Source organism: Streptomyces sp. HUAS ZL42 (assembly GCF_040782645.1).
Classification (GTDB): domain Bacteria; phylum Actinomycetota; class Actinomycetes; order Streptomycetales; family Streptomycetaceae; genus Streptomyces.
In genome coordinates this window covers 9,472,754-9,488,903 of the sequence record NZ_CP160403.1, presented here as the reverse complement: position 1 = coordinate 9,488,903, position 16,150 = coordinate 9,472,754, and the positions used below count along the sequence as shown (strand labels likewise).

The following is a 16,150-nucleotide window of genomic DNA, read 5'->3' as shown; positions in this document are numbered from 1 at the left end:
GTGCCGTGCGGTCGACATCGAATCGCCCCATGGGATCAGCGGGTGCGGATCCAGACGGTTTTCTCCCGGGTCCACTGGTCGAAGGCGTTGGTCGATTTCTCCACGCCGCCGAATCCGGACTGCTTCCATCCGCCGAAGGGCGTGGTGATGTCGCCTTCGCTGTAGGCATTGACGGAGACCACGCCGGACTGGATGCCGCGTGCCAATCGCAGTGCGGTGTCGAGGTCACGGGTCCACGCGGAGGCGGCCAGCCCGTATTCGGTGGCGTTGGCCAGGTATATCGCCTCGTCCTCGGAGGTGAAGGTCTGGACGGTGACGACGGGGCCGAACAGTTCCTTGGTGAGGACGTCGCTGCCTTCGGGGGCCTGGGTGATCACGGTGGGCGGGTAGTAGGCGCCGCGCTGAGGCAGGCCGTGCGGCAACCCTCCGGTGTGAATGCGGGCTCCGCCGGCACGCGCGGCTTCCACCGCCGCCGCGACCCGGTCGAAGGCCGCCCGGTCGATGAGTGGCCCCACCTGAGTGCGCGGGTCTGCGGGATCGCCGATGACCAAGCGCTTCGCGGCGGTCGTGAACCGCTCCAGCACCTCCTCGGCGATGCTGGTGTGGACCAGGACGCGGGAACCGGCCGTGCAGTTCTGCCCCATCGTCAGGAACGCGGCCTCGGTCATGTGGTCGATGAGCTCGTCCCCGTAGGCGAGCGCGTCGCCCATCAGCACCTGAGGACTCTTGCCGCCCATCTCCAGCGAGACGCGCTTGAAGTTGCTGTCGGCCGCGTCCTTGAGGATGCGACGCCCTGTCGCCGTGGACCCGGTGAACGACAGCGCACCCACGACGGGGCTGCGGGCCAGGGCGGCGCCGGTGACGGAGCCGTGGCCGGTGAGGACCGTGAGGACTCCTTCGGGCAGGCCGGCCTCGGCGGCGAGCCCGGCCAGGTGCAGGGCCGAACGCGGGGTGGCCTCGGCGGGCTTGACCAGCAGGCAGTTGCCCGCGGCGAGGGCGGGACCGACCTTCCAAGCGGTCATGGCCAGCGGGTAGTTCCAGGGCAGGATCGCCGCCACGACCCCGACCGGTTCCCGGCTGATCAGGCTTAGGCTGTCGTGTCCGCCGGGTGCGATCCTGCCGAACACCTTGTCGGCCGCCTCGGCGAACCAGCGGATCGACTCGACGGCACCGGGGACGTCGCCGGTGAGGCACTCCGTGATCGGCTTCCCCGCGTCCTCACTGTCCAGCCAGGCCAGAATCCCGGCGTCGCGTTCCATGAGGTCGGCGAGCCGCAGCAGCACCGCGGCGCGCTCTCGGACCGGCAGCCGCGACCACACTCCGGATGCGAAGACCTGCCGGGCCCGCTCAGCAGCCTTGGTGACGTCTTCGGCACTCGTGGCGGGCACGGTGGTGATCAGCTTCCCGGTGGCGGGGTTGACGACGTTCAGCGTGGCGGGGGTCTCGTCGGCGGTCATTTCTCCTCCACCAGTTCCCAGCGTCCGTCGACCTGGCGTGTCAGGCCGCGGCGGCGCAACTCTTCGAGATAGCGGGCCATGCCGCGCTCACCACGCCGCCGGAACAGGGGGAACAGCCTCGGCAACAGGTTCGGCGCCAGCATCGCGAGCCGCACCAGGCGGGACTCACCGGGGCGGGGGTACGCCTCCAGGCGGGGCCTGTCCAGCAGGCTCACCACGGCCGCCACGACGTCGGCGGGCTGCTGCGGTGGATCCTGGAACTGCATGGAGTTCCCGCCGTCCACGGCCTCCTGGCGCAGCATCCGGGTGTCGGTCGCCGACGGCAGCACCGACCCGGCCAGGATGCCCTTGCTCCTGAGGTCGAGTCCGATGGCGAGCATCGCTCCGCGCAGCCCGAACTTCGAGGCCGTGTAGATCGGGGTCTCGCCCAGCGGGAAGATCCCGCCGAGGGAGACGGTGGTGACCACGCGGGCATCCCGGGAGGCTTGCAGCAGCGGGATCGCGAGCCTCGTGGCGACCAGCGGCGAGGTCAGGTTTAGGGCGATCTCGTACTCGATGCTCTCGACGCTGCGGACGTCGAAGCGTTCGGCGCTGGTCATCCCCACGTTGTTGACGAGCACGTCGAGGCGGCCGTGCGTGTGGGCGATCTGATCGAAAAGATGCTCCACTTGGGCCCGGTCCACCAGGTCACAGCCGATGGCCGTGTGGCCGGTGCCGGGAAGCTCGAGGGCGACCCGCTTGGCGCGGTCCCCGTCGATGTCGACGACGACGCAGCGGGCGCCCCCGGTGGCGAAGCGACGGCACAGCGCGCTGCCGATGCCGCCTGCGCCGCCGGTCACCAGCACGACCTTGTCATGGAAGTCGAAGCCGCTCATGACACCACTTCCGCGTGCCGCTGGGACGCCAGGGGCGGCGGCTGGCCCTCGGTGCGCCAGCCCATCTCGGCGGCGACCTTGGCGAGGTGCTTGACGATGGCTCCGCTTTCGACGTAGCCCGTGTGGCGAGGCGAGTCGACGAACTTGATGCCGCCCGACAGGTCCGGGCGGTCGGTACGGATCATGTGGGCGAACCTCTCCGCGTTCGGCAGCGTGTGGCCCGCGTCGTGGATATACCCGGCGATCAGCTGGGCCTGGGTGTCGAAGAGCCGGTACGCGCCGGAGTTGGTCTCGACGAAGCCGACGCCGAACAGGCCCTGGTGCTCGCGGGAGAACGACGACAGGTACAGGTCGGGGTGCTGCTCGTCGCCGAAGTACTTCTGCGCGACCGGCACCTTGTGGACGTAACCGGTGGCCAGCAGGATCAGGTCGAAGTCGTCGCGGGTGCCGTCGGTGAAGTGGACCGTCCTGTCCTCGGTGCGGGCGATCCCCGGTTTGGCGGTGATGTCTCCGTGCTGGAGGTGGTGGATCAGCATCGAGTTGATCGCGGGGTGGGTCTCGAACAGTCTGTGGTCCGGCTTCTGCAGGCCCAGGCGTGTCGGGTCGCCGTTGAGGATCCGCAGCAGGGTGCCGAAGAGCCGCTGCGCCAGCCACATCGGCAGGTGCGGCCCGCCGCCCGCGATGGTGTCCACCGGCCGGCCGAAGAGGTGCTTCGGGATGAACCAGTACCCGCGGCGCATGCTGATCACCGCGTGGTCCGCGCTGCGGGCCGCGTCGCAGGCGATGTCGCAGCCGGAGTTCCCGGCGCCCACGACCAGGACCCGCTTGCCGCGCAGTTCCTCCGCGCTGCGGTAGCCGATCGTGTGGCGGATCTCTCCGGTGAAAGTCCCGGGCAGTTCAGGGACATTGGGATGCCACTGGGCACCCGTGCACACCACGACCTGGCTGTGCAGACTTTGCTCGCCGTCGGTCCGGGTGACCACCCAGGTGCCGTCCGCGTTCTTCTCGACGCTTTCGACCTCGACGCCGAACTCGATGCGGTCCGTCAACCGGTAGGCGTCCGCGAAGGACGTGAGATACGACAGGATCTGCCGGTGCGGGGGGTAGTCCGCAAATTCGTCGGGCATCGGAAAACCTCCGAAGCCCGAAAGGGTCTTGCTGGAAATAAAATGAGCCGACTCGTACATCGGGCTACCGGGGCTGTCGATGTCCCAGATACCGCCGGGCCCTGTGTGGCGTTCCAGATGCGTGTACGGCAGACCCCGCTCCGTCAGGGCTCGGGCGACCGCCAGCCCTGCGGGACCCGCTCCGATCACACACGTGCCGTGCTGGGTTGTTCCCATCAACCAGATCCTTTTCAGTCATTCGTTCTCCCATTTCCGGGGATTGAAGGGAACCTATTCATCTGTCATTCAGCGGGAACTGGTCCACGCGGTCAAAGAGGGGGCCCGGGCGGCCATGTGCAGGATCGTCGGCACAGCTTCGACGGAGGTGGGGTGGATGGCGTGCGGGAGTCGCTCGAGGGTGCGGTTGCGCACGGGGGCGGAGAAACCGTCGCCGCAGCCCCGCACGCCGTCCACGACGACCACGCTCTGCGCTCTTCGACAAGTCCGCCAGGAAGGGACGATGGTTGCCGCCCTTGTCGGCGGCCGAAGGTGCCTCTTGACGTCCGCCCGCCTCTGCAGTCGCGCGAGTGAGCAACGTCGCGCCGGCCTGGACGGCTGCCTCGCACACCGAAGCTGAGGCATACATGACGCAATCCGTCATGTATGTGCACGATGCTTGAAGTATGAAGTCGGACCGATTGCTCTCAATCCTGCTGTTGCTGCAGACACACGGGCAGCTGCCCGCCGGCGAGCTGGCGGCCCGCCTGGAAGTGTCGGTGCGCACGATCTTCCGGGATGTCGAGGCACTGTCGGCGGCGGGGGTTCCGGTGTACGCGGAGCGCGGGAGCAAGGGCGGCATTGCCCTGCTGCCGGGGTACCGAACCGACGTCACCGGTCTGACCGCCGATGAAGCTCGTGCCTTGTTTGTCCTGGTCACGGAGCAGGCGCATGCGGATCTGGGGTTGGGGCAGGCGATCGGTTCGGCGTTGCGGAAGGTGATGGCGGCGCTGCCCGCGCCGTTTCGCGGGGACGCCGATCTGGCGAGCAGACGGATCATGATCGATCCGGTGCGCTGGCGCAGCAGCCCGCGGCCTTCGGCCATCGATCTCGGTGTGCTGCAAGCGGCAGTGTTCAACGACCGGCGACTGCGGCTGCGTTACCGGCACGGCCGTGACGCTCAGGTGCGCTCGTACACGCTCGATCCGTACGGGCTCGTGAGCAAGGCCGGAGCCTGGTACTTGGTGGCGGACCACCGGGGGAAGCCGATGATGTTCCGTTCGGACCGGATGTTGTCGGCGTCGGTGGTCGACGAGCCGGTGCGCCGCCGCGACGGGGTGGAGCTGGCGGACGTGTGGGAGCTGCTGCGGCAGAGCATCGACCAGATCCCGGCCCATGTGCGCGTGGTCGCGCGGGTGCAGCGGTCGGTACTGGCCCGGTTCCTGCGCTACCACGAAGCCGACCTCGCAGGTCCTGCGCCTGCCTTGGAGGAGGCTGAGGCAGAGGCGGGCAGCGAGGGGGAAGCGGTGGAGCTGGAGCTACGGTTCCCGACGCTTCGGTCGGCCGAACAGTTGCTGGTGTTCGGCCCGGCGGTGGAGGTGCTGGAGCCTGCGGAACTGCGTGAGGCCCTGGTGCGCCGGGCTCAGGAGACCATCTCCATGTACACGGAGGGCGGTGGCGCCTGACGCGCGCAGTGCAGGGCTTCCTGGGGCCGGAGGGAGATCGACGCTCAGGCCGTTGTGTTCCATGGATCTGAACCCGGCTCCATCGATGCGCCTGGCTTATGGTCGCGGGCAGACGGCGAGCCAGGCATCGGGGCCGCTGCGTTTCGTCGCCCAGTCAACGTATCCGTGAGCAAGGTGTCCGGGGCCACCCGGGCCGACCTCGCTGCCGCCGCGGCGATGGTCCTGGCCGGGCAGGGCCATGCAGGCAGTCCCTACGGGTCGGAGAGCGACGGCCGCGTCTACCAACTCGGTGGCACCCCCTTCACCCTCGGAAACGTCGCGGCCGAGATCTCGCGGCAGTCCGGCAAGCCGTTGGTCTATCAGGACCTGCCCGTCGACCAGTACGCCCAGGCCCTTGCCGCCCAGGGCGTGCCGCGGGCGTTCGCCGACAGCACTGGCGGACGCCGTCGCCGCCCAGCTCCAAACACTGTGACGCCTGCACTCCTCCGCCTGCCGCCGGGCCCTGGCCCGCAGGCGCACGAGGCCCCTCCTGCATCCCGAGGTGCTCAGTGGCGCCGGAACCCCGCGAGCGTGAAACAAATCTCCCCGGAAGGTCAGAGATACATGACGTCCCCTGTCAGGTATCCCCGGCCAAGATGGGACACGAACCTGTCCGGCCACCTACCCGACGAGCCGGCCCCCTGACATGCGACCCCCGTGCCCATGCCACGTTTGTCGCGCGGCGGGGACGATCCACCTTGAAAGGAACAATTCTCATGACTGCCACCAGCGGCACCGCCCAGAAGATCGCCGACGAGTTCGTCCGTGCCTGGCTCGGCCGAGACGTCGATAAGGCGCTGAGCTTCCTCGCCGACGACATCGTGTGCGAGGCCCCGAACGGCCGCCACGAGGGCCTCGCCCGCTACCGCGAGTTCCTGGAGCCGTTCGCGAGCAGCCTCATCAGCGGCACGGTGATCGACGTGCTGGGCGACGACGCCCACGCAGCGGCCGTCTACACCACCGAAGTGCCCTTCGCGAAGGACTTCCGCGGCATCGACTACATCACCGTCGAGGACGGCAAGATCAGCCACGTGATCAGCGTCTTCGACCTCAGCCCGGCGATCCAGGCCCGAGGCAACCCCCAGCACTGACCAGCCCGGAAAGCGGGTCTGCCGTCAGTCCGCACGACGGCGGCGGACCCGACCCTCCGCCCCCGCCACACTGCCCGGCAACCGCACCTGCCAGACGTCGGCCGGCGGCGTGAGAGCCCAACCCCGCCCTGAACTCGGGCCCGCCTCTTCACTCGCACACACAGGAACGAAAGCAGCGTGATGGACACCGCCGCAGCACTTGAGGTGAGAGGCGACAAGATCTACTTCCCCGAGCCTCTGACACAGGCCACCGTCATTCGGCGCCCCAACCGTTTCATCATCGACGCTGACGTCAAGGGAAAGGCCGTCGCCTGCCACTGCCCGGCCACCGGCCGCATCGGCAACCTGGTCCTGGACGGCCTGCCCTGCCTGCTGTCTCGCAGCCACCGCAGCACTCGCAAGACCTCATACACGGTCGAGGCGGTCTGCGTCGATCCGCCCGGCGCCCCTGAGCCGGCCTGGATCGGCATCAACCAGACCGCAGCCAACCGCTACGTCGAACAGGCCCTCAACAGCGGGCTCCTGCCGCAGATCGTCACCGCGGAAACCGTCCAACGCGAGAAGTTCCTCGGCCAGTCGCGGCTCGACTTCCTCGTCAACGACGACACCTACGTCGAGGTGAAGACTCCCCTGGACCACCTCCAGGTGCGCCTCGGCGACCACATCCGCACCCGGCCACGCCCGCCCCTCGCCGCAACGGACCGGCTCGTCAAGCACATCGGCGAACTCGGCCGCAGCCTCGAAGCCCACGAACGCGCGGTCCTCCTGGTCTGCTTCCTCTACGACAACCCCGGCTTCCAAGTTCGAAGGAGCAGCCATCACAGCGAAGTCAAAGCCCAGGTCGCCCAAGCCGTGAAACGCGGCGTGGAGATCTGGCAGGTCAACTTCGAACTCGACCGAACCGGCGTGCGCGTGAGTCGCCACTACGAGCTGACCCCGCAATTCCTCACCTGACAGCGCCCTTCGGCCAGAGCCGGGGCCAGGGCTTCGGCGTGGTCGGGTGACGTCCGGTCTGCGCCCAGGCGAGGCCGACTTCGACAAGATCAAGACGGTTCGCGCAACCGCCGCGCCGAGGGAGGTGGCGGCCTCCCGCCACGGCGCGCTGCCCCCTCCGCCCCAGCACTTGCTCAATCTATCGAGATTCGATAGATTCCCATCGCAACTCGATGGAAGGATGGGTCGTGGGAAAGCTGGCAGTGCGCGCCCTGCGCGCCGTCCTCGTGGTGGTGCTCGCCGGCACCGTGTTCGTACAGGCATTGATGGTGTGGGCGTTGGCCACCGACCCGGAGGACGGGTCGCTCCCACTGACCCCGCTGCGTGTGATCACGATCCTGGGCATGGTGTCGGCCCAGGTCGCCCTGGTCTGCGTATGGCGGCTGGTGACGATGGTGCGACGCGGAACCGTGTTCTCCCACGCCGCCTTCCGGTACGTGGACGGCGTGATCGGCGCGATCGTGGCGGCCGCCCTCGTGTGGTTCGCCGTCACGGCCCTCAATGCGCCGGGCCAGCGCGACGACCCGGGCGTCACCGTCATCATGGGCGGGGTGGGCGTGGCCATCCTGGGGGTCGCACTCATCGTGCTCGTGCTGCGGATGCTGCTCGCCCAGGCCGTCGCGCGCGACGTCGAAGCGGCGCAGATGCAGGCCGAGTTGGACGAGGTGATCTGATGCCGATCGCCGTCGACATCGACGTGATGCTGGCCAGGCGGAAGATGTCCGTGGGCGAGCTCGCGGACCGCGTAGGCATCACGCCCGCCAACCTGGCGGTACTCAAGAACGGCCGCGCCAAGGCGGTGCGCTTCGCGACGCTCGCCGCGCTCTGCGAGGTGCTGGAGTGCCAGCCGGGCGACCTGCTGCGCTGGGAGGCCGAGGACGCCGCGGGTGGATGACGTGCCCCAGGGCGGGCGGGAAAACGCGCGCTGACCGCGTGCGCGGTTCCGGCCGGAGCGACCTCCCTGCCGGCGGTGGGTGAGCGGATCACCGACGCCCCACCCCCCACGCCGCGTCCGCCAACTCACCTCGACCTGCCACAAGATCAATCACCCGAGTGCTCGCTGTCGGGCTCGCACACGGGGTCCTCCGCCACGAACCGGCTCAGCCGATACGTGGTCGGGTGCGTCAGGCGGCCACACAGCGTGTCGATCCGGATCATCGACGCGTCGATCCGCGCCTCCCGAAGCCGACGCAGGTGAGCGCCCAGCTCCGCCCTGTCCCGGACCTCACAGATCACTTCCCACCGCCCCGTGTCCGGCGCAGTGCGAGCAGCACGTCGCTGCCGCTCGGCCCGTTCCCGCCGCTTCCTCTTCCCCTGCCCTGGCACCGGCCCAGAATCGCTGGTCGGCATCGGAGCGGCAAGGCAATTCAGCCAAGCACGCATCCCGACTCAGTGATCACTTGCCGGACGGGCTCTGGCCGTGTCCCGTCAATCACGTCAGCTCGTGGATGCAGCTGGACGTACACGCCTCTGAGGGAGCGGAAGCTGATTCTCGACGTCTGCATGCACGGCAGGCGACATCAGCCCGCCTCATGACAGGAGACGGAGCGGCTGATGACCATCGCCGGGATGCTGCGTTGCTCGTGTGGAACAAGAAGACCGTGGCGTCGGCCGCAGCAGCCAGCGCAGAACCACAGCAGTGGCTGACCGGTTGCAGCACCTGTTTGGTGACGGCGGCGACCCTCTGACGAGGCATTTCGTCACGGCGCCGGCACCTCGAATCGCCGACGCCGTGACGGAATGCCGACCTGCCGGATTCACCGCCGACGACACGGACCCACCTGGCCTGGGCGGCTTCACTCGTCGCGCCCGGCACCGCGATCGGGCTTGCTCATGTCCCCCGTCCCGGGCGTGCCATCGGCGAGCCCGTAGCGCAGGTACACCGTGCCCTTCGGACCGGCTGCCGGCGGTTCGAGGAGTGTGACGTTCGTGGGCACCGCGCCACCGTCGAAGACCTTCTTCCCGACGCCGAGCACGATCGGGTGCACCCAGAGGTCAAGACGGTCGAAGAGCTTCTCGCGCAGGAGGGTCTGCACCAGGTTCAGGCTCCCCACGACCTTCACGTGCTCGTGCCGGTCACGGATCTCGCGCACCGCGCCGGCCAGATCCGGGCCGAGCTGCGTGGATCCGGCCCACGAGAGGTCGGGCTTGCCGCGGGAGGCCACATACTTCGGGACGCTGTTGAAGAGCGTGGCGATCTCGTTGTCCTCGCCGCCCTCCTGGTAGTGCGGCCAGTAGGCGGCGAAGATGTCATACGTCCGCCGGCCGAGCAGGAGGGCGTCCGTGCCCTCGTACGCGGCACCGACCTGCGCCCCGGCGACCTCGTCCAATAGGGGCGCCTGCCAGCCGCCGAACGGGAACCCCTCGGGATCCTCGTCGGGGCCGCCGGGCGACTGGCCGACGAGGTCGAGGGTTGCGAACAGCTCGATGTGGATGAGGCCCATGACTGACTCCCGACGAGTTGGTTATCCCGGTCGCAAGGTAGACCTGTAGGCGCCGGCAGACTCATCGCTGCGACGGCACCCAGCTTCGTACTCGTCGACCCCGGTACACCCCCACCGCGGTCCGGAGCGCGTCTGCTGCATCTCCGCCCTGATGAGCATCCGCTACGACCTGTATTCGCGAAGCTTCAACGAGCACAATCGGAACGAGGTCACGCGACACGTCCAAGGTGTCCTCGCCCTTGTCCGCCGCCGCGTCAACGTCCTGTGGGCCCTCATCCGGGACCGGCGCCTGTACGAAGTCACACCACCGCCTGCACGGCGTCGCCGTGACCGTTGGCCAGCGCCGGGCGGAGCCGACAAGGCCCGTGCCATCCTGGGGCTGTGCTATTGAGTGATCACACCAGCAGTGTCGAACTCCGCCCGCTGCGCTATCAATTCCCCGCGGTGCACGGCAACCGTTTCGACGACAACTGGCTGATCATCGGCGGCTCGGTAACAACTCCCGAGGTTTCGCGTTCACCTGTCCTCGGAAGCGGCACCCCCATGGGGGCAGAGTGATGACGGAGGAGACATTTTCTCTCGCTTTCTTCCCAACCCGCTGATCGACGCCGGTGCACCGGAACTCCGTACTGGCTCCGCGGCTTGGCTTCTCCATTGGGAAGCCACTGCGCGTTCGTGTTGGCCAGGAGCCAGACGTCGTGCTCACTGGCCTGCCGAGCGCTCAGTCAGCGGTGCAAGGCATGCAGCAGCAGCGGCAAAGAGCGGTGCAGCTCACGCTCCCAGTACGGCCAATCGTGGGTGCCGGGTCCGTAGAAGTCGGTGGTCAGGTGCCCTCCGGTGGCCTTCAGGCGGTCGGCGAGGGCGTGGTTCATCTGGTTGAGCAGTGCCTCGAGGTCGTCGTAGGAGCCGGGCGGGTCGAAGGGGCCGGCTGTGCCGTCGCCACTGGACAGGAAGACGGGAAGTGAGCGCAAGCGGTTGACGAGGTAGTACGGGTCGTGAGCCTCCCAGACGGCGCGCTGGGCCACTGGGTCGCCCCACAGGGCGAGGGGGTCCTCGCCGAACTCCTTCAACACGTCCATCAGACCGGACGGGAAGTCGCCGTACAGGGGGTGCACCACGCCGCTGAAGCTGGCCACCGCCCGGAACATGCCGGGGTGGTGCGCGGCGTAGAGGAGGGAGCCGAGGCCGCCCATCGACAGCCCGGCGATAACCCGCCGGGTTCCGGCGCCATAGCCGTGCTCCAGCAGCGGGCGCAGCTCGCCCAGGTGGAACGTCTCCCAGGCCGGCGGGCCGCCGTTGCCGTGGTTCCACCAGTCGCTGTACCAGCCGGCCGGGCCGCCTTCCGGCATGACGACGAGCACGTCGCGTAGCTGCGCGAGGGTCTCGACGTCGGTTTCGCGGGTCCAGCTGTCATATGTGTCGCAGCAGCCGTGGAGCAGGTAGAGCACCGGCCACCGCTGGCTCTTCCGGCGCTCGTTCCAGCCATCCGGGATGAGCAGCCGCACCTTGGCGGTCCGGCCCAACGCGGGCGACGCGACGGTCAGGTCGATCTGGTGAGGGCCGACCTTCTCCTCTGCCACGACCCGGGCACCGCCGTCCCTTCCCTTACCGCCGACGGTCGCAGTCGCGGTCCCGGGCAGGACTGCCATGACCAGTGCGACCAGAACTGTCCAGATCAACAGGCGAGCACGGCCAGGGTGCACGGCGGGCCTCCACTCCCAGCGAAACCTGTCGGCTTCGGATCAGTGACACCGGGAGCGTACGGATCGCCGTGGTATCGGTCACTACGTCAGATGGCTGAGTTCGACGGAAGGCAAGGTTTCAGCGGTAGTTGACCCGGGGCGGCGTCCGACCCGCTGGCGCCAGCGGGAACAGCTCCGCGTGAGCCGACGCTTCCGGCGGGACCATCTGGTCCCGCCAGGGTGCGTTCCTCGGCGGCCGCACCGCGGTCATCCGGTCGGGAAGTCCTGTCCGACCGAACAACATGCCGACCACGGTGCGGCCCCGGGCCGGGCCGGAGACTCAATGCCGTCAGGTCACCGGCTTGTACCCCAGGATGAACGTGGCCGGCAGGCCGCTGCCCGGGTTGCCCGACGTACTGGGCTTGGCAAGGGAGTACACCGGGGCGTTCACGGCCTGCAGTGCGTCCAGCGCCTTGGCCTCTCCTGCTGCCGCTCCGTAGTAGAGGTGGAACTCTCCCACGAGTCCGGCGTTGGGGTCGCCGGGGACGGGCTCCACCGGGACGTTGACGTCGAGGACCGTCCCCTGGTCGTACGGACCGGCGTCGGTGAAGGACCCCTCGTGGTAGAGCTTGGGTCGTCCTGAGCCCGGGTCGGGCCCGGCCAGACCATAGTCGCTGGCGAACTCCACGTTGGGGTGGTCCGCCTTGAGGGTGACGTACTCGTTGGTCGCGGTCGGTTCCACGTCCCAGTCGACGACTCGCCGGTAGGAGATGTGCGGCTGGTCGCCGGGTGGTGCCAGTGAGGTGACCGTGACGGACACGTCATACAACTCGGGACGTGCCGAGGGCTTGTACTCATGCGTGACGTACACCGGGTAGTCGGTGCCCACCAGCCGCACTGTCGACTTTGCGGTGGTCGGCGTGGTGGTGAACTCCGTCACCTCGGCGTTCGACGACAGTCCCTGGACTCCGTGCGACCAGCCGCTCCACTGGCCGACGCCGCCCGGCGGGGTGACCTGGATGCCCCATCCTTCGCAGTGGCAGGCGACGGCGGAGACGGCCTCGTAGTTGGTGGGCTTGTGCCGCAGACCGACCTGGGTGGTCTGGGTGCCGGCGCTGGGCCTGCCGCCCGGGGTGATCAGATTCCCGCCGGGCTGTACGCCGATCTCCACGTCGCTGCTGCCGACCGAACCGCCGAACAGCGAGGTGTACTTGGTCTCCCAGCGGCCCTCCTCCTCGCCCTCGCCCGGCCGGCCGTGGCTGATCATCAACGTGACCACGTTACAGGCGCCGCCGATCCTGGTTTCGAGGGTCTTGTCCTCTTCCCGTGCGCTCTTGTCGTCCGCGAAGCAACGCCGGGGAATCTTCTCCCAGTTGACGACGGTGAAGGTCAGGCGCTTGTCGTCATCCTGCATGGTGCGCACGGCCATGTTCCACAACTTGGACGGATCGGCCTGGCCGACGAGGTCGACGTAGTGCACTCCACCACCCTTGACCGTCCACTTGCCCGAGGCCTTGCCGTCGGCCGGCAGTGTGATGGTCTCGTGCTTGGGGCGGGCCACCGGGAATGTGGCGTCCGAGCCGGAGCCGCCCAGGGCACTGCACCACTGGGAAACGTCCCCGTCCTGGTAGCGCCAGTACGAGCCGTGGTCCGCGGCCGTGCCGCCGCCGCACAGCTGGTAGTTGGCGACGCCGAAGACGCGGAACTCCTCGTGGACGTCACGGTGGTAGTCATCGGTGATCATGTCTCGGATCTCGGTCGCGCCATCGGGGAACCAGGCGTCGCCGATCCGCTCCCACGAGTGCCTGATCGCGTCCTGGCCGAACCGCTCGTCGAGGAACTCGGCGAAGATGAAGGCGCCGTACTGGCGGCCCGAGCCGAAGCCGTCCTGCTTGGTGAGTTCCTCCTCGGGCCGCTCGAAGAACTTGGGCAGGGCGCGCGCGTAGTCGTAACGGCTGGCCGCCGGGACCGCTGGGTCGGCCGCGAGCGCCTGGTGCGCACCCCATTCAGCGGTGGCCTCCATCCACGCGTTGAGACTCCGCATGTTGAAGATGAGCCGCCAGCCGATGTACCTGTACTGCATCGAGTGGAACAGCTCGTGCCGCGGCAGATAGAACTCCTCCGCCTCTTGGCCAGCACTGAACTTCGTCCCGATGTGGATGATGTTCGCGTCGGCGACCTCGAAGGGCTGCACGAAGCCCACGCCCGGATCCACATGGGTCGAACCGAGGAAGACAGCGACCTTCTTGTCGGAATCCTCCCGGGGCCTGAAACCCATGGACGTGTACGTACTCCACGCCTGTTCCAGGGAACGGGACATCCGGTCCACGTAGTTGGGGACGCCGTTGTCCTGGACGTCTCCCTCGGCGGGCGTGCCGGCCCCGTCGTACGGGTTGACGTTGTTCTCGCCGCCGACGTTGTAGAACACCGAGAAGTTGGCCGTCTGGTGCAGGCACTCGAACTGGCCCGGCAACTGACCCTGCTGCCCGCACTCGGTGAGCGGGGCCAGCGCGACCGACTGCCGGGCCGCCTCGGTGGACGCATCCTGGGGCTGCCTCGCGATCAGCCGCGCCAGTACGTCGGCGTGGGCCATGCGGTTTTGGATGCTGCGCCGCACAGGGTGCGTGAGACGGTCCAGTTCACGGCCGAGGGTCATGGCGAGGATGGTGCGCTGTTCCGCCGGCAGGTCCTTGTCCCGGTAGCGGGCCGGTACACCGCCTTGATAACCGAGCTTGGCGTAGGCGTGGTTGATGAACGCCTCTTCCTTGAGACGCCCGGACCGCAGGTCCTTGAGCATCAGCCGGACGCCGGACTCGAAGTCCTCGTACGACTCCGGCTGCGGGGTTGGCGGAGCCTCTTCGGCGGTGGTGCGCGGTGCGGGGTCGTACGCCGGTTGCTCGTATGCGGCCGGTGCGGCCGCTGCGAACGGCGTGGCCTGCTTTCCGATCGCGGATCCCGGAGCGGAGTCGTCGGTCCGGGCTGCCGCCGTCGGCTGGCACAGCGTCACGGCCAGCGACGCGACGGCCAGCGCCGCGAGCGCGGAGCGGGGTCTGTGCCTGCGTAAGGCACCTGAGATGCGCAATATGGTAGATCCCCCCAGAATTCTGCGGCCCCTGTCGACCTGTGCCGGCAGATGGCCATGGATGCGGTGGTGCAGAGGTTAAAGGGGGACACGCATTCTGAACATGGGCCTGACAACCTTCATTCAGAGCGGGGAGCCCTTGCCTGGTCGTTCAGCCGCGAGGGCGAGGGCGGCGACGGCGAAGATGAGCCATCTCATGACATTGGTGCCTCGCGTTCAGGCTTGGCGGGCGCAGGACGCGAGGCGATCGGCGAGCGCGATGACCAGGTCGCGGAGTTCATCGGGGCGCTCGATGACGAACGGACGGTCGAGTGAGGCGAGTACCGGAGGCAACCAGTCGAGCCGCTCCGCCCGCAGCTCGACGCGCAGCCAGCGCTCCGCCTGGTGCTCGCCTGCCACGGGCGCGTACTCCTCCAGGTTCGCGACGCCGGCGGGAAGGTGGGCGCGGATCTGCTCAACCGTCCCGTGGATCCGCAAGGTCACCTCGTGCCGGTACTCGGCCGTGGCGAAGGCTGACAACAGGCGATGTGCCGGATCGGGACCCGCAGGCGCTTCGAATGAGCCGGGCAGGGTCCGTGCGTCTGCGATGCGATCGAGCCGGAAGGTTCGGTCCTCGCCGATCTGGGCGTCCTTGCCCGTGACGTACCACCGGCCCGCGTGGGCGACGATCCCGTACGCGTGCAGTGTGCGTTCGCTGCGCCGTCCGTCGCGGTCGGTGTAGCGGATCGAGACCGGTCGGTGGTGGCGCACCGCATCGGAGACCGTGAGCAAGACCCCGGCGTCCGGGGTGTCGAACTCGCCGGGCTGATCCGTGAAGGCGAGAGCTTCCAGGAGTGTGTCGAGCCGGCGGGCGATGTGCTTGGGCAGCACCCGCCGGATCTTCGCCGATGCCGTCTCGCTCGCCGTGCGCTCCGTCGTCGTCAGCCCTGCTCGGCGACCGGCGACCAGGCCGAGCAGCACGGCCAGCGCCTCGTCGTCGCTGAGCATGAGCGGAGGCAAGCGGTACCCGGGGGCGAGCCGGTACCCGCCGTAGCGGCCGCGCACCGATTCCACGGGCACGCCCAGGTCGATCAGCTGGTCCACATACCGCCGCACGGTGCGCCCTTCGACGCCGAGCCGGCCGGCGAGTTCGGCCACCGTCCGGGTGCCACCCGACTGCAGCAGCTCCAGGAGTGTCAGCACGCGGCCAGTGGGTCGAGGCATGTCCGCAGCCTAACGCGGATACAGGACCGATTCTGTCCACTATTTCTCCTAGCCTGCGACGTGCACGCCTCCAGCACAACCAAGGAGATCCCCATGGACTTCGTCTCGATCCGCATCATCACCAGCGACGTAGCGCGCCTCGTCGAGTTCTACGAGCGAGCCACGGGGGCGCAGGCGACGTGGGCCACCGAGGACTTCGCCGAACTCAGGACCGCCGGCGCCACCCTCGCGATCGCCGGCACCCGCACGGTCCCGCTGTTCGCCCCGGGCTCTGCCCGCCCGGCGGACAACCACAGCGTGATCACCGAGTTCCTCGTCGACGACGTGGACCGCGTTCACCAGAACCTGACCGGCTTCGTCACCGACTTCGTCAACGAGCCCACCACGATGCCCTGGGGCAACCGGTCGCTGCTGTTCCGCGACCCCGACGGCAACCTCGTCAACTTCTTCACCCCCGTCACCCCAGCGGCCATCGAAAAGTTCGCACGCTGACAGG

The 16,150-nt window shown here is 68.4% G+C and carries 15 protein-coding genes; 7 read left to right on the top strand and 8 right to left on the bottom strand.

Going from position 1 to position 16,150, the window contains the following annotated elements:
• Positions 1–35 precede the first annotated feature (35 nt).
• The 4 genes from ABZO29_RS43400 to ABZO29_RS43385 all read right to left on the bottom strand — a co-directional run bounded on the left by ABZO29_RS43400 (position 36) and on the right by ABZO29_RS43385 (position 3,921).
• The gene (locus tag ABZO29_RS43400; RefSeq protein ID WP_367325703.1) at positions 36–1,457 is read right to left on the bottom strand and encodes an aldehyde dehydrogenase family protein; all 1,422 of its coding nucleotides are present in this window, start codon (positions 1,455–1,457) and stop codon (positions 36–38) included.
• Complete coding sequence (locus ABZO29_RS43395; protein WP_367325702.1) at positions 1,454–2,332, bottom strand: SDR family NAD(P)-dependent oxidoreductase; 879 nt, start codon at positions 2,330–2,332, stop codon at positions 1,454–1,456. Before ABZO29_RS43395 ends, ABZO29_RS43400 begins: the two co-directional genes overlap by 4 nt.
• Positions 2,329–3,675, bottom strand: coding sequence for a flavin-containing monooxygenase (locus tag ABZO29_RS43390; protein WP_367325701.1), 1,347 nt, complete (start codon positions 3,673–3,675; stop codon positions 2,329–2,331). Before ABZO29_RS43390 ends, ABZO29_RS43395 begins: the two co-directional genes overlap by 4 nt.
• Positions 3,676–3,744: 69 nt before the next feature.
• The gene (locus tag ABZO29_RS43385; protein WP_367325700.1) at positions 3,745–3,921 is read right to left on the bottom strand and encodes a hypothetical protein; all 177 of its coding nucleotides are present in this window, start codon (positions 3,919–3,921) and stop codon (positions 3,745–3,747) included.
• Positions 3,922–4,121: 200 nt separating this feature from the next.
• On the opposite strand from ABZO29_RS43385, the gene ABZO29_RS43380 reads away from it, so the two are divergent.
• The 5 genes from ABZO29_RS43380 to ABZO29_RS43360 all read left to right on the top strand — a co-directional run bounded on the left by ABZO29_RS43380 (position 4,122) and on the right by ABZO29_RS43360 (position 8,138).
• On the top strand, positions 4,122–5,120 hold the full coding sequence (locus ABZO29_RS43380) for a helix-turn-helix transcriptional regulator (RefSeq protein ID WP_367325699.1): 999 nt from the start codon (positions 4,122–4,124) through the stop codon (positions 5,118–5,120).
• A 755-nt stretch (positions 5,121–5,875) separates the two neighbouring features.
• A complete protein-coding gene (locus tag ABZO29_RS43375; protein WP_367325698.1) occupies positions 5,876–6,250 on the top strand; it encodes a nuclear transport factor 2 family protein in 375 nt (124 codons plus the stop codon).
• A gap of 180 nt (positions 6,251–6,430) precedes the next feature.
• Positions 6,431–7,204, top strand: a complete 774-nt coding sequence (locus ABZO29_RS43370; RefSeq protein WP_367325697.1) for a DNA/RNA nuclease SfsA — start codon at positions 6,431–6,433, stop codon at positions 7,202–7,204.
• A 227-nt stretch (positions 7,205–7,431) separates the two neighbouring features.
• Positions 7,432–7,917, top strand: a complete 486-nt coding sequence (locus tag ABZO29_RS43365; RefSeq protein ID WP_367325696.1) for a DUF2975 domain-containing protein — start codon at positions 7,432–7,434, stop codon at positions 7,915–7,917.
• Positions 7,917–8,138, top strand: a complete 222-nt coding sequence (locus tag ABZO29_RS43360) for a helix-turn-helix transcriptional regulator (RefSeq protein ID WP_030724363.1) — start codon at positions 7,917–7,919, stop codon at positions 8,136–8,138. Before ABZO29_RS43365 ends, ABZO29_RS43360 begins: the two co-directional genes overlap by 1 nt.
• A gap of 901 nt (positions 8,139–9,039) precedes the next feature.
• On the opposite strand, the gene ABZO29_RS43355 is transcribed toward ABZO29_RS43360, so the two are convergent.
• Complete coding sequence (locus tag ABZO29_RS43355) at positions 9,040–9,687, bottom strand: dihydrofolate reductase family protein (protein WP_367325695.1); 648 nt, start codon at positions 9,685–9,687, stop codon at positions 9,040–9,042.
• Positions 9,688–10,068: 381 nt separating this feature from the next.
• Between ABZO29_RS43355 and ABZO29_RS43350 the strand changes: the two genes are divergently transcribed.
• Entirely contained in the window at positions 10,069–10,245 is a 177-nt protein-coding gene (locus ABZO29_RS43350; RefSeq protein ID WP_367325694.1) for a hypothetical protein, read from the top strand.
• Positions 10,246–10,412: 167 nt separating this feature from the next.
• On the opposite strand, the gene ABZO29_RS43345 is transcribed toward ABZO29_RS43350, so the two are convergent.
• The 3 genes from ABZO29_RS43345 to ABZO29_RS43335 all read right to left on the bottom strand — a co-directional run bounded on the left by ABZO29_RS43345 (position 10,413) and on the right by ABZO29_RS43335 (position 15,654).
• The gene (locus ABZO29_RS43345) at positions 10,413–11,336 is read right to left on the bottom strand and encodes an alpha/beta hydrolase (protein WP_367326402.1); all 924 of its coding nucleotides are present in this window, start codon (positions 11,334–11,336) and stop codon (positions 10,413–10,415) included.
• A 382-nt stretch (positions 11,337–11,718) separates the two neighbouring features.
• Entirely contained in the window at positions 11,719–14,451 is a 2,733-nt protein-coding gene (locus tag ABZO29_RS43340; RefSeq protein WP_367325693.1) for a hypothetical protein, read from the bottom strand.
• A gap of 216 nt (positions 14,452–14,667) precedes the next feature.
• Complete coding sequence (locus ABZO29_RS43335; protein WP_367325692.1) at positions 14,668–15,654, bottom strand: helix-turn-helix transcriptional regulator; 987 nt, start codon at positions 15,652–15,654, stop codon at positions 14,668–14,670.
• Between the two features lie 93 nt (positions 15,655–15,747).
• On the opposite strand from ABZO29_RS43335, the gene ABZO29_RS43330 reads away from it, so the two are divergent.
• On the top strand, positions 15,748–16,146 hold the full coding sequence (locus tag ABZO29_RS43330) for a VOC family protein (RefSeq protein WP_367325691.1): 399 nt from the start codon (positions 15,748–15,750) through the stop codon (positions 16,144–16,146).
• The last annotated feature ends 4 nt before the right edge of the window (positions 16,147–16,150 follow it).

Excerpts from the sequence above, each read along its gene's own strand:
- ABZO29_RS43335 (WP_367325692.1), bottom strand. The coding sequence starts at position 15,654 with ATGCCTCGACCCACTGGCCGCGTGCTGACACTCCTGGAGCTGCTGCAG.
- ABZO29_RS43395 (WP_367325702.1), bottom strand. The coding sequence starts at position 2,332 with ATGAGCGGCTTCGACTTCCATGACAAGGTCGTGCTGGTGACCGGCGGC.
- ABZO29_RS43330 (WP_367325691.1), top strand. The coding sequence starts at position 15,748 with ATGGACTTCGTCTCGATCCGCATCATCACCAGCGACGTAGCGCGCCTC.
- ABZO29_RS43380 (WP_367325699.1), top strand. The coding sequence starts at position 4,122 with ATGAAGTCGGACCGATTGCTCTCAATCCTGCTGTTGCTGCAGACACAC.
- ABZO29_RS43400 (WP_367325703.1), bottom strand. The coding sequence starts at position 1,457 with ATGACCGCCGACGAGACCCCCGCCACGCTGAACGTCGTCAACCCCGCC.
- ABZO29_RS43360 (WP_030724363.1), top strand. The coding sequence starts at position 7,917 with ATGCCGATCGCCGTCGACATCGACGTGATGCTGGCCAGGCGGAAGATG.
- ABZO29_RS43375 (WP_367325698.1), top strand. The coding sequence starts at position 5,876 with ATGACTGCCACCAGCGGCACCGCCCAGAAGATCGCCGACGAGTTCGTC.
- ABZO29_RS43355 (WP_367325695.1), bottom strand. The coding sequence starts at position 9,687 with ATGGGCCTCATCCACATCGAGCTGTTCGCAACCCTCGACCTCGTCGGC.
- ABZO29_RS43390 (WP_367325701.1), bottom strand. The coding sequence starts at position 3,675 with ATGGGAACAACCCAGCACGGCACGTGTGTGATCGGAGCGGGTCCCGCA.
- ABZO29_RS43345 (WP_367326402.1), bottom strand. The coding sequence starts at position 11,336 with ATGGCAGTCCTGCCCGGGACCGCGACTGCGACCGTCGGCGGTAAGGGA.
- ABZO29_RS43370 (WP_367325697.1), top strand. The coding sequence starts at position 6,431 with ATGGACACCGCCGCAGCACTTGAGGTGAGAGGCGACAAGATCTACTTC.